Below are 22241 nucleotides of genomic sequence, written 5' to 3'. Positions count from 1 at the left end.
ATTCTGGCCGAGGCAGGCGTACTTCTCCGAGGCAGGCGCACGCGGCCGTGTGACCTCCCCTCCCGATCGACCGCGGAGATTCAAAGCCCACCCCCAGGCTGAGCGATATATCGTTGAGTATCGTTCGAACCACTCACGGGAGGTCACCATGAACAACTCATTCCCCTCGAACCCCTTCGGCGGGTCGGGATTCGGCGGCGCCGGCGGTCCGGCATCCGCTCTCTTCGAAGCCATGGACCAGCTGCGGAAGACATTCGATCAGCGGCCAGGCGGCGGCTCCCGCATGGCGCGCGGCGACGTGCGCACGGCCGTGCTCACGCTCCTCGCCGAGAAGCCGATGCACGGCTACCAGATCATCAACGAGATCGCCGAGCGCAGCGGTGGATCGTGGAAGCCCAGCGCCGGCTCGGTCTATCCGACGCTGCAGCTGCTCGCCGACGAGGGCCTCATCGAGGCCGAGGAGCAGAACGGCCGCAAGACCTACTCGCTCACCGAAGCCGGACGTGCGGTCGCGGACGAGTCGGCCGACACCCCGGCACCTTGGGTGTCGTCGGCGGAGAAGGACGGCGGGCGCGACAGCGCTCGCTTCAGCGCGCTGCCCAAGGCCGGCGTCGATCTCGCCGCTGCCGCCGCGCAGATTGGCCGAAGCGGAAGCCCGGAGCAGGTGCAGCAGGCCATCGAGGTGCTCGACGAGGCTCGCCGTAGGCTGTACTCGATCCTCGCTCAGGACTGATCGGGGTGGCGGAGTCAGGTTCCCGCATTGAGGACCGGCGAGCAGGGGGTGGGTCGATGACGGATGCCGCAGGCATGCCAGAGCCTTCCCAGTCGCTGAGCGAGCAGGTCCCCGGCGGCCGGGATGACACCCGGCTTCCGGCAGGGGAGGCGCGTCCGGCCCCGGCGGCCGCCGATCCGCCTCGTTCGATTCCCGGTATGCCGGCGCCTCGCCGCTCTGCCGCCGGCTCGCTGCCACCGGCATCCGCCCACCGCGCCCGCTACCGCCGCATCCTCTCATTCGCGGCCCGCGAGTTCATCAAGATCTGGTGGTTCGAGCTCGTGCTGCCGCGCTTCGGCCTGAGCTCGGTGTCGGAGCGCACCCGCCCGGCGCGGATGCAGCGCTTTGCGCGGCGCTTCCACACGCTCGCCGTGAGTCTCGGCGGCCTGATGATCAAGGTCGGGCAGTTCATGTCCTCCCGGCTCGATGTGCTCCCGCCGGAGATCACCGCCGAGCTCGAGGGTCTGCAGGACGAGGTGCCCGCGGTGCCGTTTGCGGCCATCAAGCAGCTCGCCGAGGCCGAGCTGGGCGTGCCATTGGAGCGCGCCTACGCCTGGTTCGATGAGGTGCCGGTCGCTGCGGCATCCCTCGGCCAGGTGCACCGCGCCCGGCTCTCCGCCCTCGACGCCGCCGACACCGGGCTCGGGAACGTCGTCGTGAAGGTGCAGCGCCCCGGCATCGACGAGATCGTTGCGGTCGACCTCGCGGCGCTCCGCCGGGTGGCCGGCTGGCTGCGACGGGTGCGCATCGTCGCCGACCGGGTCGACGCCCCCGCCCTCGTCGAGGAGTTCGCGCAGACGAGCCGCGAAGAGATCGACTACCTGCACGAGGCGGCCAACGCCGAGCGGTTCGCTGCGAACTTCGCCGACGATCCGCGCGTCGACACTCCCCAGCTCGTCTGGGAGCGGATCACCCGCCGCGTGCTCACGCTGTCGGATGTCACCGCGATCAAGATCAACGACAAGACGGCACTGCGGGCGGCCGGCATCGACCCGTCCGAGGTGGCCGACGTGTTCGCCGAGGTCATGTTCGATCAGGTGTTCACACACAGCTTCGTGCACGCCGATCCGCACCCGGGGAACATCTTCGTGACACCGGTTCCCGAGGCCGCCCCGGGCGCCCAGAACTTCCGACTGACGTTCATCGATTTCGGCATGATGGCCGAGGTCGCACCGAACCTGCGCGACGGCCTGCGCACGCTCCTCATCGCGGTGGCGGGCCGCGACAGCAAGGGGCTCGTCGTGGCCGCTCGCGAGATCGGCGTGCTGCTGCCGTCGGCCGACACCGTCGAACTCGAGCGCGCCCTCACCGCCCTGTTCGCCCGCTTCGGCGGCATGGGATTCGCCGAGCTGAGCAAGGTGGATCCGCGCGAGTTCAGCGACTTCGCCGACGAGTTCGGCGACATGGTGCGCTCGCTCCCGCTGCAGCTTCCGGAGAACATGCTGCTGCTCATCCGTGCGGTGTCGCTGACATCGGGCATGTGCAGCGGCCTCAATCCGGCGTTCAACGTCTGGGATGCGGCCGAGCCGTACGCCGGGCGACTGCTGCGCGACGAGAGCGGCAACCTGGCCATGACGCTCGCGCAACAAGCGATGGAGACCGTCGCCGTCACGATGCGCCTCCCGAAGCGGATCGACGATGTCATCACGCGCATCGACGACGGCACGGTCACGTTCGACACGTCGCGGCTCGAACGACGGCTGGATTCGCTCGTGCGCATCGGACGCCGTGCTGTTGCGGCCGTACTCTTCGCCGGGATGCTGGTCGGTGGCGGCGTTCTGCTCACACCCAATCCTGTCCTCGGTACGGTGCTCATCGCGGCATCCGCCGTGCCGCTGCTGTACGCGATGTTCGCCAGCATCGGGCGGCGCTGAGGGGCGGATGCTCGCGTCGACAGTCATCCGCTTCCCACGGGAGCGATCCGCTCGCGTAGTCTGACCGGACGGTTGACGGATGAGAGGCCCCCATGGAACTCCGAGATCTTCTCGACGCGCTGAACGCGGGCGAGTCCATCCTGGGCGATTCGCCTCTGCATGCGGTGATGCTCCAGTCGAGTCAGAATGCGATGCGCATCACGGGTGAGCTGAACAGCGGCTACCACGAGCCCGCTCGCGTGCGCGAACTGCTTTCCGAGCTGACGGGGCGCCCGGTCGACGAGACAGTCACCGTGTTCCCGCCGTTCACGGCCGACTTCGGCAAGAACATCGCCTTCGGCAGGCGCATCTTCATCAATGCGGGCTGCACCTTCCAGGATCAGGGCGGCGTGACGATCGGTGATGACTCCCTGATCGGCCACAACGTCGTGATCGCCACGCTCAACCACGACCTCGCGCCGAACAGACGTGGCGACATGCATCCGCGTCCGGTGGTGATCGGTCGCAATGTCTGGGTCGGCTCCAATGCCACGATTCTCCCGGGTGTGACGATCGGCGATGACGCGGTCATCGGAGCGGCATCCGTCGTGACCAAGGACGTTCCCGCCGGGTCGATCGCCGTCGGGTCGCCGGCCCGGGTGGTGCGCTCGGTTACAGAGTGACGCGAATCGGGCGGATGCTCGCGGCGTGAGATGACGATCGGTCGCCTGCGCGCCACATTCCGTTCATTCACGCCCGGTATCTCTATCCCTCGGCCCGAACGTCCGCGGCCCTGCTCATCGGAGATCGCCGTGATTCCACAGTCCCACCCGCCCCGCTCACGAACGATCGCCCCCGCGGCCGTCGCACTCGGTGTCGTCGCCGCGCTCGCCCTCGCCGTTCCCGCGCACGCCGAGGAGCAGCCCTCCGACGACGGCTTCTACAGCAGCAAGCAGCCCTACATCGCCCCGACGCAGGCCGACATCGACGCCTATCAGGCCGCTCCCGCCGGGTACGCGCCGATCGCCACGGAATCCGTCGCCCGGCACGGATCGCGCGGACTCTCCGGCTACAAGTACGACGCCCTCCTGCACCTCGTCGCTGCGACCGCGCAGGCGGAGAACGGGTTCCTCACGCCCGAGATCGGCGCGCAGTTCGTCGCCAACCTCGACGCCATCACCGCCGCGAACGTCGAGAACGGCTACGGCATGCTGACCGGTCAGGGGGAGACGCAGCACCAGGGCATCGGCGCGCGCGCCTTCGAGCGCAACACGGGTCTCTTCGCGGATGCCGCGGCCGGCGGTGATCGCATCATCGCCGAGACCTCGGGCGAAGCGCGGGCGACCGAGTCGGGCGAGAACTTCCTGCTCGGCTTCGGCGACGCGGTGACGGATGCCGGAGCATCCGCCCCTGACCTCGCCGTGCCGCTGGAACCGCGCCCCGACCTGCTCTACTTCCACAAGGTCGAGAACCCCGACGGCACGGACAAGGCGGAGGGCAGCCCCGAGCGCGAGCGCGCGGAGGCGTACGAGGCGTACATCGAAGCCCAGACCGATGACGGCGGCACCATCGCCGCTGCGACGGACTACATCGAAGACCTGCCGCGCTCGGTGGAGGTCGCCGAAGACCTGCTGTCCGGAATCTTCACGCCCGAGTTCATCGCCGCGATCGGCACGGATGACGCGCACATCTGGTTCAACACCGTGGACGGCACCGAACACGGTGACATCGCCTGCGCGCCCGGCGCGGACCCGGCGGCCGACCCCGACGCCTGCGGCGACCCGGAGAAGTCGATCGAGAGCACCGTCGACGCGGCGATGACGCTGTACAACCTGTACATCATCGCCGTCGACATGGCCGAGGAGAACGTCGAGCCCCACACTTTCGACTTCAACGCCTACTTCGAGGGCCACGAGGCGGATGCAGAATGGTTCGCCTATCTCCTCGACTCCGAGGACTTCTACGCGAAGGGTCCGAGCCTCGCCGGCCACACCGAGACCTTCGCCATCGCCCAGCCGCTGCTCGACGACTTCTTCGCGACGATCGACGCGCGCGTCGCAGGTGGCGACGTGGCCGCGACCTTCCGCTTCGCACATGCCGAGACGATCGTTCCCTTCGCTGCCCTGCTGGGGCTGCCCGGCTCGACCGTCGCCGCGCCCGACAATGCCGCACCGGCTTCCGCCGCCGACATCTACGACTACGCGACGAACCCGTGGCGCGGTGCCGAGGTGACGCCGATGGGAGCGAACGTGCAGTGGGATGTCGTGGCCCGCGAGGGTATCGATCCGGCGACGGGGACCGCCTTCGCCCCGCTCGTGCGGATGCTCTACAACGAGCGCGAGATCGCTTTCGCCGAGGGCTGCCGTCCGGTCGCCGACCGCTCGCACTGGGTCAAGCTCACCGAGCTCAAGCGCTGCCTCACGGGGGCGGCGATGGCCGAGAGTCCGCTGATCGGGGACACGACTCCGATCGATGACACCGTGCCGGGGTCGGAGCTCGCCGCGACGGGTGTCGAAATGGATGCGTTCACCGGGGGGATCGGTGTGCTTCTGCTCACCGCCGGTGCCGCTGCGCTGGTGGTCGCTCGCCGGAAGGTGGCTCGGGCGTAGCCGGGATCATCAGAGACACACGCTGGGCCGGTCGAGAACGACCGGCCCAGCGTGTTCTGCGGTGAGCCGTTGGCTCAGTCCAGGCCGCTCATGAGCCGATCGCGTGAGCGTTCGATGTGTGTCCGCATCGACGTGGACGCTTTCTTGGTGTCGCCAGCAATGATGGCCGCGACCACGGCGGAATGCTCCGCGACAGTGTCGGCGACGTACGACCCGGTGTAGGCGAGACGGAACGTGTGCAGGTGGCAGTGCGTGCGCGCATACGCCTGCCGGACAGTCTCGTTGTGTGCCGCGCGGAACACGAGATCGTGCAGGCGGACGTCGTGCTGGGACAGCAGGCGGTACGCGTCATCCTCATCGATGGCGATGCGCCCCGCCTCGACTTCCTGCTCGAGGCCTTCGGCCTCGGCCGCGGAGCGTCGTGCGGCGGCGCTGGCTGCGGTCTCGGGCTCGAGCAGCAGACGCAACTCGAAGAGCTCGCCGAGTTGCCGTCTGTCCAAGAGATCCGTTGTCCGATATCCGCGCAGCGGGAGCTTCTCCACGAGTCCGTCCGACTCGAGTCGGGCGAGGGCTTCGCGCACGGGCGTGGGGGAGACGTCGAATCGTCGAGCGAGCTCTCCGGCGTTGATGCGCGCATCCGGCGGGACCGTGCCGTCGAGGATCGATTGCTGCAGTGCGAAATACACCTCGTCGCCCAGCATGGTCCGGGCTCCCACGCTGAAGGCGGGTAACTGATCCAGCGCAGACATCCGACCTCCTGCTTGACAAAGTGGCGACTCTCCCCGCATCCTATCCTTTGAAAGATCAAATACGATCTTTTACATTTAATTCTTCCCTGGAGGCTCAAAGATGCGCACCACACAGCACCTGCGGCTCGGCGCCGCCGTCGCGGCGGCCGCGGCACTCACTCTCGCTCTCGCGGCCTGCACCCCGCAGAATTCCGACTCGTCCGCTGGCGGCGGAGACGGCGCGAGCGACATGGCAGACGTTCGCGTCGCCCTGGTCCCGGGTGGCGCGCACCCGTACTTCCAGCCATGGATCGCGGCCGGCGAGAAGGCCGCAGAGGACTTCGGCCTGGGCGAGGTCACCTTCAACGAGACGGCGGAGTGGGACCAGACCAAGCAGAACGACGTCATCAACTCGCTCGTCGCCAACGGCTACAACGCGTTCGGGATCTTCGGTGTCTCCCCGACTGACATCAACTCCACCTTCAAGAAGCTGGCAGATGCAGGCATCGCGGTCGGGTCGATCGCCTCGTGTCCGGCCGGCGACGAGAACCTTGCTGCATTCTGTCTGTCGACGGACACCGAGGAAGCCGCCTACCAGGCGACGGTCGCCGCCATCGAGGCGATCGGCGGCTCGGGTGCGATCGTGCACATGACCGGAAACAACGTCGATTCCAACACTCAGCGGCGCATCGCCGGTGTCGAACGCGCCATCGAAGAGACCGACGGCGCGGTGACGCTCCTGCAGAACATCACCGACGTCGACACCGACCTCGCGACGGCGCAGAAGGCGGCATCCGACCTCCTCGCCGCCAGCGGCTCCAAGATCAACGCGATCGTCACGACCGCGTACAACCCTGCTGTCGCGAGCGCCGAGGCGATCTCGGAATCCGGCCTCGACATCCAGCTCGTCGCGATCGACGATGACGCCACGATTCTCGACGGCATCCGCGACGGCTCGATCTACGGAACAGTCGCGCAGAACCCCACCGGACAGGCATATGTCGGCAGTTGGGTCCTCGCCCAGCTCGCGAGCGGAGCCTGTGAGATGGCAGACCCCGGCGTCGTGGTGGACTCCGGATCGTTCGTCGTCACGAAGGACAACGTGGAGACCTACGGTGACGAGCAGAAGGCGTTCGCCGACAAGGTGCAGAAGAAGTTCGAAGACGAACTGCTCACCTGCAAGTGATCTGCTGACACAGACCTGGAGATACCGATGGCCAGCACAATCACCGATGCCCGCGCGTTCCTCGTCGACGTCGCCGTCGAGACCGAACGCACGGATGCGGTGCAGAGCTTCGTCTCCCAGGAGACGATCTTCGTCGAACTCGCGACGAGCGACGGCCTGCACGGCCTCGGGTACTCCTACACGATCGGCACAGGAGGTCGCGCAGTGCTCTCGATGCTGCGCGACCACCTGCTGCCGATCCTTGTCGGCCAGGAGGCTGACCGCATCGAGGCCGTCTGGTATCGCTTGTTCGCCTCCACTCGCGCGACGACGACCGGAGCGATCACGTCGCTGGCGCTCGCGGCCGTCGACACGGCGCTGTGGGACATCGCCGCACGCCGCGCATCGTTGCCGCTGTGGCGCCTGGCAGGGGGGTTCCGTCAGGACATCCCGCTCTACGACACCGAGGGCGGATGGCTGCACCTCGGCGTCGACGAGCTCGTGGAGGGGGCGCTCGCCTCGCAGCGCGCCGGGCTCAAGGGTGTCAAGGTGAAGATCGGCAAGCCGAACGGCCAGGAGGATCGCGAGCGCCTCATCGCCGTGCGGGAGGCCGTCGGATCGCATTTCGACATCATGGTCGACGCCAACCAGTCGATGACGAGCGCCGAGGCGATCCGTCGCGCCCGCCTCTTCGATGGTCTCGACCTCGGGTGGATCGAAGAGCCGCTGCCGGCCGATGACATCGAGGGTCATGCACGGCTCGCGGCCGCGACGTCCACGCCGATCGCGGTCGGCGAGTCCATGTACTCGATCGCGCAGTTCCGTGAGTACCTCGATCGAGGAGCCGCCGGCATCGTCCAGGTCGACGTGGCGCGCATTGGTGGCATCACGCCCTGGCTCAAGGTGGCGCACCTCGCCGAGGCGTTCAACGTGCACGTCTGCCCGCACTTCCTCATGGAGCTGCACGTGAGCCTGGTGGCCGCGATCCCGAACGGCCGCTACGTCGAACACATCCCGCAGCTGCGTGCGATCACCAGGACCGGCATGACCATCGAAGACGGTCGTGCGCTGGCACCGGAGGTCGTCGGCCTCGGCATCGACTGGGACCGTAACGCGATGGATGACAGGACTGTGCTCTGATGTCGCGTCTCCGCGCCGCCGTCCGCGCCGAGTTGCGCTCGCCGCGTGCGCTGCTGCTGGTGCTCATCGTGGTGCTCTTCGTCGCCTTCGCCTCGCTGAAGCCCGCCTTCCTCAACGGCCCGTTCGTCATCGCGCCTCTTCTCACATCGATCGCGATCTTCACCGTGGTGGGGCTCTCACAGATGGTCGTGCTCTCCGTCGGACACATGAACCTGGCTGTGGGCCAGCTGGCGGGGGTCGGAGCGCTGGTCGCCGGTGCATGCCTCGAGAACCTGGGGATGCCGCTGCTCGCAGGCCTGGCCGTCGGGGCGCTGGCGAGCACTGTGCTCGGAGGTCTCGCCGGATGGATCATCGCCAAGACCGGTGTGAACTCCTTCATCGTGACGCTCGCGATGAGCTTCACACTGCTCGGGCTGATCCCCACCCTGTATGAGCGTTGGAGCACTGGACAGGCCTTCACCACGCTCCCCGACGCCTTCCAGGCGGTCGGTCGCGGGACGTTCGCCGACGTCTGCCTTCTCGGATACTGCGGATCCGAGGCCATTCCGCTCATGATCCTTCCTGCGCTGGTCTGCATGGCCGCGATCTGGTACTTCTACACCTGCACCCAGGGCGGTCGCGAGGTGCTGATGACCGGGAGCAGCCTGCGGGCGGCGGAGCTCTCCGGCGTGCCGACCGCGCGTCGGATGATCCTGGTCCATGCGCTCTCCGGCCTGCTGGCCGCGATCGCCGGCATCCTGCTCGCAGCCAGCACCGGCTCGTTCACCCCGGCGATCGGCGGGGAGTTCATGCTCTCCTCGTTCCTGGGACCGATCCTCGGCGGCACGTTGCTCGCCGGCGGCCTGGTCTCGATCGTCGGAACAGCGCTCGGCATCACGCTCACCTCCGTCATCCGCAAGGGCCTCGAGCTCTACGGCGTCGGTCTTGAGACCCTCAACGTGCTTCTGGGCTGCATCCTGCTGGCCGCGCTCGCGACGGACCGACTGCGCCTGATCTTCGCCCGGCGTCGTCCATCCACGAAGAACGAATCGGTCGCGACGCTGGCCGTCGAACTGGACGAGGCGGAGGCCATCCGATGAAACGCGTCATCAGTGCGAACAACCTGCTGCTGGTCGGCATCGTCGTTGCGGGAGCCGCGATCCTCGGGATCGCGACCTCGGGGCAGTTCTTCGGCCCGGTGTCGATGACGAGCTTCTTCCGCTTCGTCAGCGTTCCGATCCTGATCGGACTGGCGCAGATGATCACGCTCTGCGTGGGTCAGCTCAATCTCGCCGTCGGCGCCATCGGCGGAGTGTCCGCGTGCGTGACCGGGGTCATCGTCACCTCGTGGGGCGTGCCCCCGTGGGTAGGCGCCCTCGTCGCGGTGCTCGCTGGTGCGCTCCTCGGGTTGGCGAACGGCCTGATCGTGGTCGGAACCCGCATCAACGGCTTCATCGTCACTCTCGCCATGTCGCAGATCCTGATCGGATTGCAGTACGCCCTCGTGGGCACCCGCACCATCGGACGTGACGCCTGGCCGGAGCTCGCCGCGTTCGGTCGCTCCGACATCCTGGGCATTCCGACGATCTTCCTCCTCACCCTTCTCGTCGCGGTCATCGTGGCCCTGTACTTCGCGCAGACCGTGTCGGGGCGCACTCTGCTCGCGAGCGGCGGCAATGCGTCCGCCGCGCAGCTTGCGGGGATATCGGCCGACCGCGCTGTCGTCGTCGCCCACACCCTGTCCGGCCTTCTGTGCGGAGTCGCTGCGCTGGTCAGCATCTCGTTCCTGCCCGGTGTCAACACCACCGTCGGTGGCGACTGGCTGCTGCCGAGCTTCGCGGCCCCCATCATCGGCGGGGTCGCGCTGGCGGGCGGCACGGTCGCCGTGCTCGGCACCGTGCTGGCGGCGATGGTCGTCCGGCTCGTGGATGCCGCGAGCCCGATCTTCCGCTTCGATGCCGAGGTCGTCAACTTCGTCGTCGGAGCAGTCGTCCTCGGCACGGTCGCGCTCGGCAAGCTGCGCGAGGTGCAGGCGTCACGGCACGCCAGCCGGATCAGATCGTTGCGCGCTGAGGCGGCGCTGGCGGAAACCCCTTTCGCGGAGGTGAAGCGATGAGCATCGCACTGGAGATCAAGAACCTGCGTAAGACGTTCCCCGGCGTCACGGCGCTCGCCGATGCGAATCTCGTCGTCGAGGCCGGTTCGGTGCACGCGTTGATGGGGGAGAACGGCGCCGGGAAGTCCACGCTCATCAAGATCGTCACGGGCGTGCAGGGCGCCGACTCCGGGGAGCTTCTCCTCGGCGGGGAGCCGGTGTCGTTCGCGAACCCGCTGGAAGCCCTGTCCGCCGGCATCGGCGTGGTGCACCAGGAGCGCAACGTCGTGCGGGAATTCACCGTCGGAGAGAACATCGCACTCTCCGCGATGCCGCGTCGAGGCGGAATCGTCGACTGGCGCCGGGTCTGGCGAGAAGCGAAGCGCTGCCTGGACATGCTCGACCTCGAGATCGATCCGCGCACGCCGATGCGAGAGCTGTCCGCCGCGCAGATCCAACTCGTCGAGATCGCCCGGGGGCTCTATCGCAGCGCGAAGGTGCTTCTGCTCGACGAACCGACGGCGTCGCTCAGCAATGACGAGGCGGAACGCCTCTACCGCGTCGTCGGACAGCTCAGTTCCGAGGGCACCGCGATCGTGCTCGTGAGCCACAAACTCGACGAGGTGTTCGCGCATTGCGACGCGATCACCGTGCTCCGCGATGGAAGCACGGTGATGCCGTCGCAGCCGATCGCCACGACATCCCACGACGATGTCGTGGCGAAGATGGTCGGTCGCACGCTCGCGAACCTTGAGGTCGACGCGCGCCCGGTGGACCGCACTGCGACCCCCGCGCTCGAACTCCGCGAGGTGAGCACGGCCGCCGGGCATCGGAAGATCTCGCTCGCCGTGCATCCCGGAGAGGTGCTCGGCATGTACGGACTCGTCGGCGCCGGACGCACCGAACTCGCCCGCGCCATCCTCGGTCTCGACCGGGTCACTGGCGGTGAGGTGCGCGTGGACGGCAAGACGGTGCGGATCCGCTCGGTGCGCGATGCGCTCAGGCGCTTCCGCATCGGGTACGTCACCGAGAACCGCAAGGAGGAGGGCGTTTTCCTCCTGCAGTCCATCACCCGCAACATCGCGGTCACGATCTGGTCCGATCTCTCGAAGGTTCTCGGATTCGTGTCCGGACGCCGTGAGCGCGAGGCCGTGAGCGACTATGTGGATGCTCTCGACATCAAGATCTCGTCACAGGATCAGCTCGCCGGTCAGCTGTCCGGGGGCAATCAGCAGAAGGTGTCGCTCGCGAAGTGGCTCGCCGCCCGCACACGCGTCCTCATCGTCGACGAGCCGACGGTCGGCATCGACGTGCGCACGAAACGGGCGTTCTACGAGCTGTTGTGGCGTCTCGCGGACGACGGGATGGCCATCCTGCTGATCTCGAGCGACCTCGCCGAGATGGTCACGCTCGCCGACCGGATCGTCGTCATGGATCAGTTCATCGTCCGCGGCGCCGTGGAGAACACGCACGACTACTCAACGATGAGTGCCGAGGTCATGGCGCACATCCACGGTTCTGCCGTCGCCCGATGAACGCGATGCGGAACCACCGAATGCGTGAACTCGGCGCGCTCGGCATGGGATGCGCCCAGATCGGAAACCTGTGGCACGCGGTCTCTGACGAGGAGGCCGAGGAGACGATCCGCGCCGCGTGGGATGCCGGCATCCGGTACTTCGACACCGCCCCGCACTATGGGCTGGGACTCTCGGAACGCCGCCTCGGTCGCGCGCTCGCCGCCTATCCTCGCGACGAGTACACCGTGTCGACGAAGGTCGGGCGTGTGCTCGTCCCGAGCCCGGAGACCGCGCACGAGCGGGATGCCGCGAACTTCTTCGATGTGCCCGCCGACCAACGACGGGTGTACGACCTGAGTCGTGACGGCGTACTGCGCTCGCTCGAGGCGAGTCTGGAACGGCTCGGAATGGATCGCATCGACGTCGTCTTCATGCATGATCCGGATGAGCACTGGGAGAGTGCGTCGACGACCGGGGCACGGACATTGGCCGGGCTTCGGGATGAAGGAGTGATCGGCGGCTTCGGAGCCGGGATGAATCAGGCGGAGATGCTCGCGGACTTCATCGACCAGACCGACGTCGACATCGTCATGTGCGCAGGACGATTCACGCTCCTCGAGCAGCAGAGCGCGAACAGGATGCTCGCGCTCGCGCACGAGCGCGGAGTGGCCGTCGTCGCCGCTGCCGTCTACAACTCGGGACTCCTCAGCCGCGAGAGCGTGCCAGACGATGCGAGCTACGACTACGCCGAAGCTTCGCCGGAAATTCTGCGCAGGGCTCGCGACCTCGATCGCATCTGCCGCGAACATGGTGTCCCCCTTCCGGCCGCGGCGCTGCAGTTCGCGTTGCGCTGGCCGCAGGTCGTTTCCGTGGTCGTCGGAATGCGCGGCGCTCAGCAGGCGGAGGAAGCGGCTTCACGGATGGCCGCGTCGCTCCCGGAAGAGTTGTGGATCGCGCTGGAGAATGCGGGTCACGTCACACTGTCACCACCGCCTGCTTCCTAGGAGGAGAGAATGCGGATCGCCCTGCACTCCGTCATCGTGGATGGATCCATCGACCAGTACCGCGCGCGTCATGCCCGGATCCCCGACGATCTGCGCGTTCTGTTCGCCGAGGCCGGTATCCACGATTGGACCATCTGGCGATCAGGCAGGAACCTCTTCCACGTGGTCGACTGCGCGGATTTCGATCGGGCGATGAGCGTCGTCGAGTCCGCACCGGCGAACGCCGCCTGGCAGAAGGACATCGGGCGCTTCGTCGAGGGCTTTTACGGGCCGGATGGAGAGGTCGGTTTTCTCCCGATCGAGCGGGTGTGGTCGCTGGAGGAGCAGAACCTGACGGCGCCCTGAAACGAACGCTGGGCCCGGTCGAGAACGACCGGGCCCAGCGGTTTCTGCGGTGAGTCGTGTCAGCCGCCGTAGAGGCTGACGACGCCGGTGCGGTCGGCGCTCGTCATCGACAGGTCGTCGGACGTGCCGTTGCACTGCGGGTAGTGCATGATCGACGACGAGTCGTACGGCGTCAGCGGACGCCAGTTGGTGTCCTCGAAGCACGTGCCCGATTCGGGGCGGGTGTGCTCGTGGCGGAAGCCGAGAACGTGGCCGAGCTCGTGGCCGAGGATGTTCGTCGGCGTCCACGATCCGGAGGACCAGATCGAGTCGTCGATGAGCACGTTCTGCTGACGGTCCGCGGTGCTCGGGAAGAACGCGCGAGCGATGTACTGCGACGTCTGCACCGGCTCGACCGAGAACAGGACCGACTTGTTGCGCGTGGTGCAGTTGCCGTCAGCGCTGCCGACGTACACGAAGTTGATCTTCGGGGATGCGGACTCCCAGAGCGCTGCACCGCTGGCCATCGCGCTCACGACATCGGCGTGACGCGTGCCGAATTTCGTACTGACGCAATAGGTGAGATTGCTCACCTGCGAGGCCGACCACTTGTCGTCGATGCCGCCCACCGTGTTGACGATGAGGCCGTCGGTCGGTGTCTCGGGGCCGATGAGAAGGTCGTAGAACTCCCGCAACTCCCCCCGATCCGAGAGGACTTCGTCGCCGTTGACGATGTAGCTGCCGTCGATGTCCCGGTAGGTCGACGCCGCGAACTCCTGGAAGGAGGGAACGTCGGAGTCGTCATCGACCGAGGTCGCGCCGGCAGCGGGGATGACCGCGCCGAGGGTGAGTACGGCTGCCGCAGTGGCGGCGAGCGCGAGTTTTCTCGTGAGTCGCATACAGTGATCCTTTTCGATCTGAGCGATTCTGCTCGTCTGGTCGGCGAGCAGGCCGTGGAAGGTCGGGATCGGCTTCTTTGCCTCATCGACGCGTCCAAGCTCGCTCACGGTATTGGCGGCGCTTCGGCGAGGTCAAGACTCCTCGTGGCGCGCCGAGCACTTTCTGCACTCAGGTCAGAATTGTGTGAGGTGCGGGCTGGCCGAAGGTGTCATCCCGCCTCGACGAACGTCACGCTTTCTCCAGCGAGGCGAGCGACGTCATCGCGGCCGTCTCGATCGCTTCGATGTCTCGGAGCACTTCGGCCGCCTCAGTCAGGTGGTCTGCATCCCCCGTGCTGCCGGCGCGGGCGATCAATTCTGAGACGCGCGTCCAGAGCAGTGCGGATTCCGCGAACCGGGCTGCGCCCTCACCGATGATGTCCGCGTGGGATCTGCGTTCGACGAGTTCCGCGCTCTCGGTCAGGAAGTCCTGATACAGATTGCGGAACAGCGCCCCTCCTGTGCCCGCCCGCTCCATCAGCATCGCGATGACCGCGAGATCGCGAGCGGGGTCAGCGACCCGCTCGAACCAGAGCGGAATGCGCTTCGCTGTCGTGAGGATGCCCCGGTTCCCGATGTTGGCGATCGGCGGTGCGAGAAACTCCTTCGCGCACGCAGAGATCGCAGGAGCGATCGATTCGCGGATCCGCTCAGGCCGCGTCGCTGCGACGGGCACGTCAACGGTGAAGGCGCGGTGGTGCGCTGACATCGGCCCACGTGCTGCTCGAGCTCGCGCCAGGCTCTCCAGGCTCGTCGAGACCTCGCCGCCCTGCTGAGCCGTGTCGACGAGGTATGCCCGCTCATCGTCGTACCCGTACATGGCGACGACGTGGCCGGCAAAATGCACGCGGGAGCCGAAGTACTCCAGATCGTGGCTGTCGAGCTGCAGGCCGACGGGGGTCCCGCCGTCGATCGTTGTGCGCAGCTGATCCCATGCCTTCCGGGCCGAGGTCGTCTCCTCCGCACGCAAGGTCACTCCCAGGCGGGATGTCAGGGCCTGCGCGAGCGCGAACGGCTTGACTCGACCGCCGAGGAACGGAAGGTCCTGCTGCTTGGAATCCCAATAGATGAACGACAGTCCTGAGCCCAGACCGAACAGCATCGGCTCGGACAGCGAGAGTCCGGCGTGCGTCAGGAGAACGCCGAGTGCCGTCGTCTCGCAGTGCAATCCGCCGGTGGTGGGGACGCCGTCGATGACCTGCCTGGCACTGCTCGTTCGAGGCGCTGATTCATTCATGAGGCACCAGGACTCGCGTCGCGAGCCACGCCCTTTCTGCCTGGAGGAGGCTCAGTGAATACGAGAAGACTTCGCGGGCGGGGTGAGGGAGCGGGGCTTGGGAGCGCTCGGCGGCGGTGACGGCGCTGATCCTCGCATCGATCCACGTGAGGCGTCGTTGCATTGCGTCGAGGTAGTCCGCGTCGGAGATCAACGGCAGGTTGGCGAGCCCGACGAGCATGGGATGCGCGACGGTCCGCTGGTCGGCGATGCAGGCGACGGCGCCTTCTTCGGCGGCCTGCAGCCCGGCGGCGGTGGCGTGGAACACCCTCTTGGACTTGGCGCTGGTCTGTGTGTCGTCGGACGCGATGAGTCCGCGACCTTCGAGCTTCGTGAGCACGTAGTAGATCGACGAGAAGCCGATCTCGGCCCAGCGGCGGATCCCGCGCTGTTCGATCACCTGTTCGAGGTCGTAGCCGTGCCGCGGCTGCTCGGCGATGAGGCCGAGGATCGTCAGTTCGGTCGGGGTCAGGGTCATGTCGGCTATTCTAGCGCTAGAATAGAGCCGCGTCAGCCTGAGCGTTAGCCGACGATCTCGCGGAGCTTCGTGTACAGCTCCTCGCTGGTGTGGGTTTCCTGATCCAGGTTCTCCTGAAGGAGTGCCCTGGCCTCGGGGTGAACGCTGTGGTCGCTGCCGGCGACGTCGGTGGCCAGTTGCTCGCAGCAGGCCTGATCAACGAGGTACGCATGGACGTCGTACCCGTCGTGCTCGGGTTCGGCAAGCGCTACTTCGGCTCCGTCGACTCTCAGCACCTGCTGGAAGACCCAGGCGTAGTTGTCCAGGGCAACCGGGTGCTTCACCTGCGCTATCGGGTGCGCCGTTCCGTGGAGGTCTCGATAAGGAGACGAGGGTCGTGACATCGACGACGTCTAGGAAGGCGTGCATTGAAGAATCGATGACTGACGGTACCTTGTGAAACCATTCAATGGCCGCCAATATGGTTTCGTTGCACGCCGCAGCGCAGTTGCCGCCGCGGATTCGATCGGTGGCCTGCATGGGCTGGCCGTCTGCGGTCCGCTCGACGAGGAGAACTCATTGACCATCACCACGGATGACTTCGCGGAGGCGTTCTCCCCTGTGCGGCGGCTCTTCGCCGACTACATCGCGGGCGAAACCGGGTACAGCGCTCGGGCTCGTCTCGCACGCGACTGCGCCATCACAGCAGAGCGAGCGGTATGACGACTGCAGGAGCCACAAAGACGACGGACGGCATGGTGACCACATCCCAGGACCCTCTTGAGGGCGCGGCATTCATCGCAGCGGTCGCTCCGGAGGGGGTGGCTCCGCGCTTCAGTCTCGAGGTCGCGCTGGAACACCCGCGAAGTGAGGTGATCGGAGCCCGGCTCCTCGCCACGGCGCACGGCGTGTACGAGGCATCCGTGGACGGCGTCGGCGTCACCGCTTCGGTGCTGAACCCCGGATGGACATCGTACGAGTGGCGTCTCGCGTATCAGGAGTACGACGTCACGGAACTGATCGGCCGAGGCTCCGGAAGCGTCCGTCTCGACCTGTTGCTGGGCAACGGGTGGTATCGCGGGCGTCTCGGGTTCGCCAACGCGGACGCGAACTATGGAGAAGAGATCAGCGTCGCTGCCGTTCTGGAAGTCCGGTACGCAGACGGATCGACGCAGCGGATCGTCACCTCGGATGACTGGGTCGCCGAGGCATCGGACATCACGCGAAATTCGCTCTACAACGGCCAGACGATCGATGCGCGGCTCCGGGGCAGCGGTGACACGCTCGACGTGCATACGGTCGATGTGGACCGCGCAGCCCTGATACCGCAGAGCTCCCCGCTGATCATTCGGAACGAGTCCGTCGCCCCGATAGTGATCTCGACATCGCCTTCGGGTCGCAGGCTCGTGGATTTCGGTCAGAACCTGGTCGGCTGGGTGCGATTCTCAGTCGTCGGCGAACGAGGCATCCGCATCCGCATCCGTCATGCCGAGGTCCTGGAGGACGGAGAACTCGGTGTCCGCGCGCTGCGTGCGGCGGAGGCGACGGACGAGTTCATCCTGTCGGGCGAGGTCGACTACTTCGAGCCGACGTTCACCTTCCACGGCTTCCGCTACATCGAGGTCGAGGGGTGGCCGGGTGACCTCGAGCTGGACGGTCTCGAGGCCATTGTCGTGCACTCCGAGATGGAGCGGACCGGGTACTTCACCTGCTCGGACCCGCTCGTGAATCAACTCGTCCACAACTCCGTCTGGAGCCAGAAGGGGAACTTCCTGAGCGTTCCGACCGACTGCCCGCAGCGCGACGAGCGACTCGGGTGGACCGGGGACATCTCGGCCTACGCCGCATCGGCGAACTTCCAGTTCGACACCGCGGACTTCCTCGACGGATGGCTGCGGGACCTGCTGGAGGAGACGCGTCATGCCACCGGTCAGGTCGTCCCGCTCATCGTTCCGGAGGTGTTGAAGCATGCGCATTTCCCGGAAGGGTTCTCGCTGCCCTGGGACCGCGCGACCGCTGTGTGGGGTGATTCGGCGGTCTGGGTTCCGCAAGCGCTCTGGTGGTCGTACGGCGACGCGGAACGACTTGCGGACTACTATCCGGCCATCGTCATGCACCTTGACTCCGTCGAGCAGGACGTATCGGAGACCGGGCTGTGGGATCGTGGCAACCAGCTCGGGGATTGGCTCGATCCGGATGCTCCGCCGGAGGACCCGGCTGCGGCGAAGGCTGACCCCTCGGTCGTCGCGACCTCCTGCCTGTATCGCTCCGCATCCTTCGCGGCGGACGCCGCCGACGTGCTCGGCAAGCACAATGATGCGGAGCGCTGGCGTGCAATGGCTGAGCGCACCCGGGCGGCCTTCGTCGAGCACTACGTCGATGCCGAAGGCATCGTCCGATCCGACTGCGCCACGGTCTACGCCCTCGCGATCTCGTTCGGGGTGCTGAGCGGCGACCTCCGCGATGCGGCGGGACGTCGTCTTGCCGAACTGGTTCGGGCATCGGGGTACCGCGTGACGACCGGCTTCGCGGGCACACCGTTCGTCACATGGGCGCTGTCCGAGACCGGCCACCTGGAGGATGCCTACCGTCTGCTACTCGAGCGGCAGAGTCCGTCGTGGATGTATCCCGTCGCGATGGGAGCCACTACGGTCTGGGAGCGCTGGGACTCCATGCTCCCCGACGGGACGATCAACACGGGCGAGATGACGAGCTTCAACCACTACGCGCTGGGTGCAGTCGTCGACTGGGTGTACCAGGTAGTCGGCGGCATCCGCCCGGCGTCTCCTGGGTACGCGTCGGTGCGCATCCAGCCTCAGCCGGGACCTGGGATCAACTGGGCCGAGACCTCTTACCGCACACCCCGTGGGGAAGTGTCCTGCTCTTGGCGTGTCGAAGGCGACCAGATGTTCGTCGACGTTTCCCTACCGGAGCTGATGCATGCAGAAGTCGTTCTACCGGATGGTGGCCGGCACGATGTGCAGGGAGGATCGCATCAATTCATCGGGTTGGTCGACCCACGGCACGTTTGACTCAGGTTCCTCTCGCAGAGGTGACACTGAATGTCACTCCCCAGGTGTCTGATCAGCGGGTTCCGCCTCGCTTGTCGTGACACTTTCCTGAATCGTCACGCATGGGTGTCGCCGTCGTGGCGACCGTTCACCATTCGGTGCCTTCGAGCCGGATCAACGAGTGACGTACTCCGAGAGCCGCTTGAGCGGAGGCTGCGATGCAGGATGCGCAACGGCTGCCGCGCCGACCGAGCATGCGGATTGGAGTGCGGCGGTCGGCGTCATGCCTGAGTGGATTGCGATGACGAGGGCGGCGCAGAAGGCGTCGCCGGCGCCGACGGTGTTGACGGCGGTCGTTGCGACGCCCGGCGCGCGGGAGATCTCCTCGCCGCGCGTGAGCAACGCAGCGCCGTCCGCGCCATAGGTGACAGCGACCAGGCGCGCGTTGTCGAGTTCTGGCATGAGAGCGTATTCGCTCTCGTTAACAATGAACAGGTCGACGCGTTCGATGAGGCCGGCGGGCAGGGGCTGGGCGGGTGCCGCGTTGATCGCCAAGTAGTTCGATGACGATGCAGCGAGGCGTTCAACGACGGCGAGGGAGATCTCCAGTTGCGCGAGGATCACCTCGTCGGGTTCGAGGGATAGGTCATCGGCCTGAACGTGAGCATTCGCACCGGGGCAGACGACGATCTGGTTCTCGGCATGCTTGTCCACGACAATGAGTGCGGTGCCGCTGGGGTCGGGGACTTCCTTCACTTCTGATGTGTCGACTCCGGCTGCGGTGAGCTGGTCGCGAAGCCACCGTCCGTCCGCGTCCTCTCCGACCGCTCCGATCATGCGGACGGCGGCGCCGAGCTTCGCTGCGGCGGCTGCCTGGTTCGCGCCCTTGCCGCCGATCTCGCGGCTGAGGGTGCCACCCGCGATGGTCTCGCCGGGGGAGGGGAGCCTTTCGACACGACTGGTGATGTCGATGTTGATGCTTCCGACGACGGTGATCCGGGGCGAGGTCTGGGTGGTCATTGGGAGCCTTCTCAACTGGCGGTGGACTGGACGATGGACAGACTGCCTACCTCGGGGGAAACGATGAACTTCGCGAGGTAGAGAGGGGTGCCCTCGTATTCTGCGGTCTGCGTGAGCACGAGGACGGGTGTCGACGGCTTCAGGTCGAGGTGGCCGGCTCGCGTCTCGCCCGCGACGTTGGCCGCCAGAGTGCAGACCCCACTGCTGAAGACGGGACCGAACCGGTCGATGATGGCGGCGAGCAGGGTCTTCGACTCACCGGCCAATGATTCGAGGCTTGTGGCGATCCCAGGGTGGATGTCGCTCAGGTACTTGCCTGCGGGCAGATGCTCCTGGGCGATGGCGATCGGTGTTCCGTCGCTGAGTATGACCGCCTCGCGGAACCAGGTGTTCGCGGCGGCGTCGAGGGAGAGCTTGTTGGAGGTGAAGTCAGTGGTCGACTGGATGCCGAACTCGAGTTGGCGCACCTCGATGCTCCGGCCCGATTCGGTGAGCGCGTGCTCGAGCGGCTGCAGCTCTTCCAGGCCGATGTGCGGGAGTTTGTCGACGACGAAGCGCCCGACGCCTCGACGGGTGACGATGAGTCCGTCCTCCTCGAGCAGCATCAGCGCCTCACGAACGACGGTGCGGCTCACGCCGATCGCAGTCGCGAGCTCCGTCTCCCGCGGGAGGGCCTGACCCAGCGGGAAGACGTTCGAACGGATCCCTTCCGCCAGTCGGGAGTACACGGCGACGCGCAACGGCTGCCCGACGGCCGTCGTCAACTGGTGGGCGAAGAACTGTTCGATCGTGCTCAAGGCGGATGCTCCTTTGCTCGCGAGGCGTTTGCTCCATCATCGCGCAGATGTCAGTCTTGCACATGTTCTACCTAAGAGGTATAACTTCATACAACCTGATTCAACGTAGTGCTACGACGAAGGAGTCTTACCGTGCACGCACAACCCCCCACCGCCGCGATCCGAACGGAACCCGGCGCTGACATCACTCTCGTGCGGGGTGGCCGCGCGGTCGCACTTGTTGTGACGCTCGTCCTTGGCGTGCTGTCCTACCAGTTGAACGCCAGCATGCTTACGCCGGCGCTCCCGCACATGGCGACAGAACTCGGCGTCGATGTCGGCGCCATCTCCCAGGTCTCCTCGCTGTTCTTCCTCGCCGGCGCGATCGGCGGAATCGTGCTGTCACGGTGGAGTGACTACATCGGCCGCCGACGCGCGCTGTTCATCGTGCTCGGAATCCTGGCCGTCGGCACTCTGCTGTGCCTCTTCGCTCCCAACCTGCCGCTCCTCCTGGTCGGCCGCGCGCTTCAGGGCGCATCGAGTGCGGCGTTCCAGCTCGCGTACATCATCCTCAGCGAGTCGTTGAGCGCCAAGGTGTTCGGTATGACCCTCGGCATCATCACCGCCGTGAACGGCGGTGTCGGCGGTGTCGACGGCTACATCGGTGGGCTGCTTGTCGAGAACTTCGGATACCGGTCGATCTTCGCGGTCATCTTCGTCGTAGGCATCCTCGCAATCTTCTGCGTGATCGTCACCGTCCCGAAGGATGGCCCGGTGGTGACCACGGGAAAGATGGACTGGTGGGGAGCCGCTGCTCTGTCCATCGCTCTCATCTGCCTCACCTACTTCGTCTCCCAGGGGGGAAGCGTCGGATGGCTGGACCCGCTCGCCCTGGCGTACCTTGCAGGCGCGATCGTCGCATTCGTCGTGTTCTGGTTTGTCGAGAAGCGGCGTCGTTCGCCGCTCATCGCCGTGCACCACCTCAAGTCCCGTCAGGTGTGGCCGGTCATCGCCACGACCGTGCTCACCCTCTCGAGCGTCTTCGCCGTCATCAACTTCACGGTGGTCGTGCTGAGCCAGACACCTGAGATCGGGTTCGGGCTCGACGCCCCCACTGCGGCAGCGCTGTTCCTCGTTCCGCCGGCCCTCATCGGCGTCGCGGCTGCGCCGCTGTCCGGCTGGCTGGCCGGGAAGCTCGGCTGGATACTGCTGCTGCGCGTCGGCCTCGTGGTCAGTCTCGCGGCCGTGGCTCTGATCGCCCTGTTCCCGCAGAACATGGGGGTCGTGATCACAGCGATCGCGATTCTCGGCATCACCTACAACGGTCTGGTCCTCACCACGGTCAACGGCTTGGGCGTGCTTCTCTCGCCCGAGGATGCACCGGCTGCTCTGCCGGGCCTCAACGGCGCCGCGTTCGGCATCGGTGCCGGCCTTGGCATCGGCATCGTGGCTCCGTTCGTCACGCAGATCACGACCGCCGGATTCGCCACCGCGCTGTGGATCTCGGCAGGCATCGTCGCCCTCGCCCTGATCGCCAGCCTGCTGATCGCTGCCCGCCCCGGGCAGCGGATGTGAGA

At 66.5% G+C, this 22241-nt stretch carries 20 protein-coding genes and 1 pseudogene; 15 read left to right on the top strand and 6 right to left on the bottom strand.

What is annotated here, in order from left to right; translation table 11 throughout:
- The first annotated feature begins 148 nt into the window (after positions 1-148).
- The 4 genes from LTA6_RS04850 (at position 149) to LTA6_RS04835 (ending at position 5234) form a co-directional block, all read left to right on the top strand.
- The gene (locus LTA6_RS04850; protein WP_407358782.1) at positions 149-733 is read left to right on the top strand and encodes a PadR family transcriptional regulator; all 585 of its coding nucleotides are present in this window, start codon (positions 149-151) and stop codon (positions 731-733) included.
- A 197-nt stretch (positions 734-930) separates the two neighbouring features.
- Complete coding sequence (locus tag LTA6_RS04845; RefSeq protein ID WP_407359245.1) at positions 931-2646, top strand: ABC1 kinase family protein; 1716 nt, start codon at positions 931-933, stop codon at positions 2644-2646.
- A gap of 92 nt (positions 2647-2738) precedes the next feature.
- Entirely contained in the window at positions 2739-3308 is a 570-nt protein-coding gene (locus LTA6_RS04840) for a sugar O-acetyltransferase (protein WP_407358781.1), read from the top strand.
- Between the two features lie 129 nt (positions 3309-3437).
- Positions 3438-5234 (top strand): histidine acid phosphatase, encoded by a 1797-nt coding sequence (locus LTA6_RS04835; RefSeq protein WP_407358780.1) that lies wholly within the window; start codon positions 3438-3440, stop codon positions 5232-5234.
- Positions 5235-5308: 74 nt separating this feature from the next.
- Here LTA6_RS04835 and LTA6_RS04830 read toward each other — a convergent pair whose 3' ends face one another.
- Positions 5309-5983: a GntR family transcriptional regulator gene (locus LTA6_RS04830; protein WP_407358779.1), complete on the bottom strand. Its 675-nt coding sequence runs from the start codon at positions 5981-5983 to the stop codon at positions 5309-5311.
- A gap of 100 nt (positions 5984-6083) precedes the next feature.
- Between LTA6_RS04830 and LTA6_RS04825 the strand changes: the two genes are divergently transcribed.
- Genes LTA6_RS04825 through LTA6_RS04795 form a run of 7 tightly spaced genes read left to right on the top strand, consistent with a single transcriptional unit; the run spans position 6084 to position 13207 of the window.
- Entirely contained in the window at positions 6084-7148 is a 1065-nt protein-coding gene (locus LTA6_RS04825; protein ID WP_407358778.1) for a sugar ABC transporter substrate-binding protein, read from the top strand.
- A gap of 27 nt (positions 7149-7175) precedes the next feature.
- Complete coding sequence (locus LTA6_RS04820) at positions 7176-8267, top strand: mandelate racemase/muconate lactonizing enzyme family protein (protein ID WP_407358777.1); 1092 nt, start codon at positions 7176-7178, stop codon at positions 8265-8267.
- Entirely contained in the window at positions 8267-9346 is a 1080-nt protein-coding gene (locus tag LTA6_RS04815) for an ABC transporter permease (RefSeq protein WP_407358776.1), read from the top strand. Before LTA6_RS04820 ends, LTA6_RS04815 begins: the two co-directional genes overlap by 1 nt.
- Positions 9343-10362 carry an ABC transporter permease gene (locus LTA6_RS04810; RefSeq protein WP_407358775.1) on the top strand — a complete coding sequence of 340 codons (1020 nt, stop codon included), beginning with the start codon at positions 9343-9345 and terminating at the stop codon, positions 10360-10362. Before LTA6_RS04815 ends, LTA6_RS04810 begins: the two co-directional genes overlap by 4 nt.
- Complete coding sequence (locus LTA6_RS04805; RefSeq protein ID WP_407358774.1) at positions 10359-11876, top strand: sugar ABC transporter ATP-binding protein; 1518 nt, start codon at positions 10359-10361, stop codon at positions 11874-11876. The genes LTA6_RS04810 and LTA6_RS04805 overlap by 4 nt, the downstream gene beginning before the upstream one ends.
- Positions 11877-11896: 20 nt before the next feature.
- Positions 11897-12862 carry an aldo/keto reductase gene (locus tag LTA6_RS04800; protein WP_407358773.1) on the top strand — a complete coding sequence of 322 codons (966 nt, stop codon included), beginning with the start codon at positions 11897-11899 and terminating at the stop codon, positions 12860-12862.
- A gap of 9 nt (positions 12863-12871) precedes the next feature.
- Positions 12872-13207: an L-rhamnose mutarotase gene (locus tag LTA6_RS04795; RefSeq protein WP_407358772.1), complete on the top strand. Its 336-nt coding sequence runs from the start codon at positions 12872-12874 to the stop codon at positions 13205-13207.
- 59 nt (positions 13208-13266) lie between these two features.
- Here LTA6_RS04795 and LTA6_RS04790 read toward each other — a convergent pair whose 3' ends face one another.
- The 3 genes from LTA6_RS04790 to LTA6_RS04780 form a co-directional block, all read right to left on the bottom strand.
- Positions 13267-14085 carry a M57 family metalloprotease gene (locus LTA6_RS04790; protein WP_407358771.1) on the bottom strand — a complete coding sequence of 273 codons (819 nt, stop codon included), beginning with the start codon at positions 14083-14085 and terminating at the stop codon, positions 13267-13269.
- A 229-nt stretch (positions 14086-14314) separates the two neighbouring features.
- Positions 14315-15361, bottom strand: a complete 1047-nt coding sequence (locus LTA6_RS04785; protein ID WP_407358770.1) for a BtrH N-terminal domain-containing protein — start codon at positions 15359-15361, stop codon at positions 14315-14317.
- On the bottom strand, positions 15354-15878 hold the full coding sequence (locus tag LTA6_RS04780) for a PadR family transcriptional regulator (RefSeq protein ID WP_407358769.1): 525 nt from the start codon (positions 15876-15878) through the stop codon (positions 15354-15356). The genes LTA6_RS04785 and LTA6_RS04780 overlap by 8 nt, the downstream gene beginning before the upstream one ends.
- 149 nt (positions 15879-16027) lie before the next feature.
- On the opposite strand from LTA6_RS04780, the pseudogene LTA6_RS04775 reads away from it, so the two are divergent.
- From LTA6_RS04775 to LTA6_RS04765, 3 genes and pseudogenes are all read left to right on the top strand, one after another.
- Positions 16028-16258: pseudogene (locus LTA6_RS04775) on the top strand (dihydrofolate reductase family protein); the annotation flags it as partial.
- Between the two features lie 178 nt (positions 16259-16436).
- Complete coding sequence (locus LTA6_RS04770) at positions 16437-16580, top strand: hypothetical protein (protein ID WP_407358768.1); 144 nt, start codon at positions 16437-16439, stop codon at positions 16578-16580.
- Between the two features lie 32 nt (positions 16581-16612).
- The gene (locus tag LTA6_RS04765) at positions 16613-18889 is read left to right on the top strand and encodes a family 78 glycoside hydrolase catalytic domain (protein WP_407358767.1); all 2277 of its coding nucleotides are present in this window, start codon (positions 16613-16615) and stop codon (positions 18887-18889) included.
- Between the two features lie 153 nt (positions 18890-19042).
- Here LTA6_RS04765 and LTA6_RS04760 read toward each other — a convergent pair whose 3' ends face one another.
- Positions 19043-19888 (bottom strand): ribokinase, encoded by an 846-nt coding sequence (locus LTA6_RS04760; RefSeq protein WP_407358766.1) that lies wholly within the window; start codon positions 19886-19888, stop codon positions 19043-19045.
- An 11-nt stretch (positions 19889-19899) separates the two neighbouring features.
- Positions 19900-20685 (bottom strand): GntR family transcriptional regulator, encoded by a 786-nt coding sequence (locus LTA6_RS04755; protein ID WP_407358765.1) that lies wholly within the window; start codon positions 20683-20685, stop codon positions 19900-19902.
- Positions 20686-20817: 132 nt separating this feature from the next.
- On the opposite strand from LTA6_RS04755, the gene LTA6_RS04750 reads away from it, so the two are divergent.
- Positions 20818-22239, top strand: coding sequence for an MFS transporter (locus LTA6_RS04750; RefSeq protein ID WP_407358764.1), 1422 nt, complete (start codon positions 20818-20820; stop codon positions 22237-22239).
- Positions 22240-22241 lie beyond the last annotated feature (2 nt).

This window comes from Microbacterium sp. LTA6, assembly GCF_045690355.1.
Classification (GTDB): Bacteria; Actinomycetota; Actinomycetes; order Actinomycetales; family Microbacteriaceae; genus Microbacterium.
Note: the sequence above shows the minus strand (reverse complement) of the source record. Positions and strands in the feature narration are given on the sequence as shown.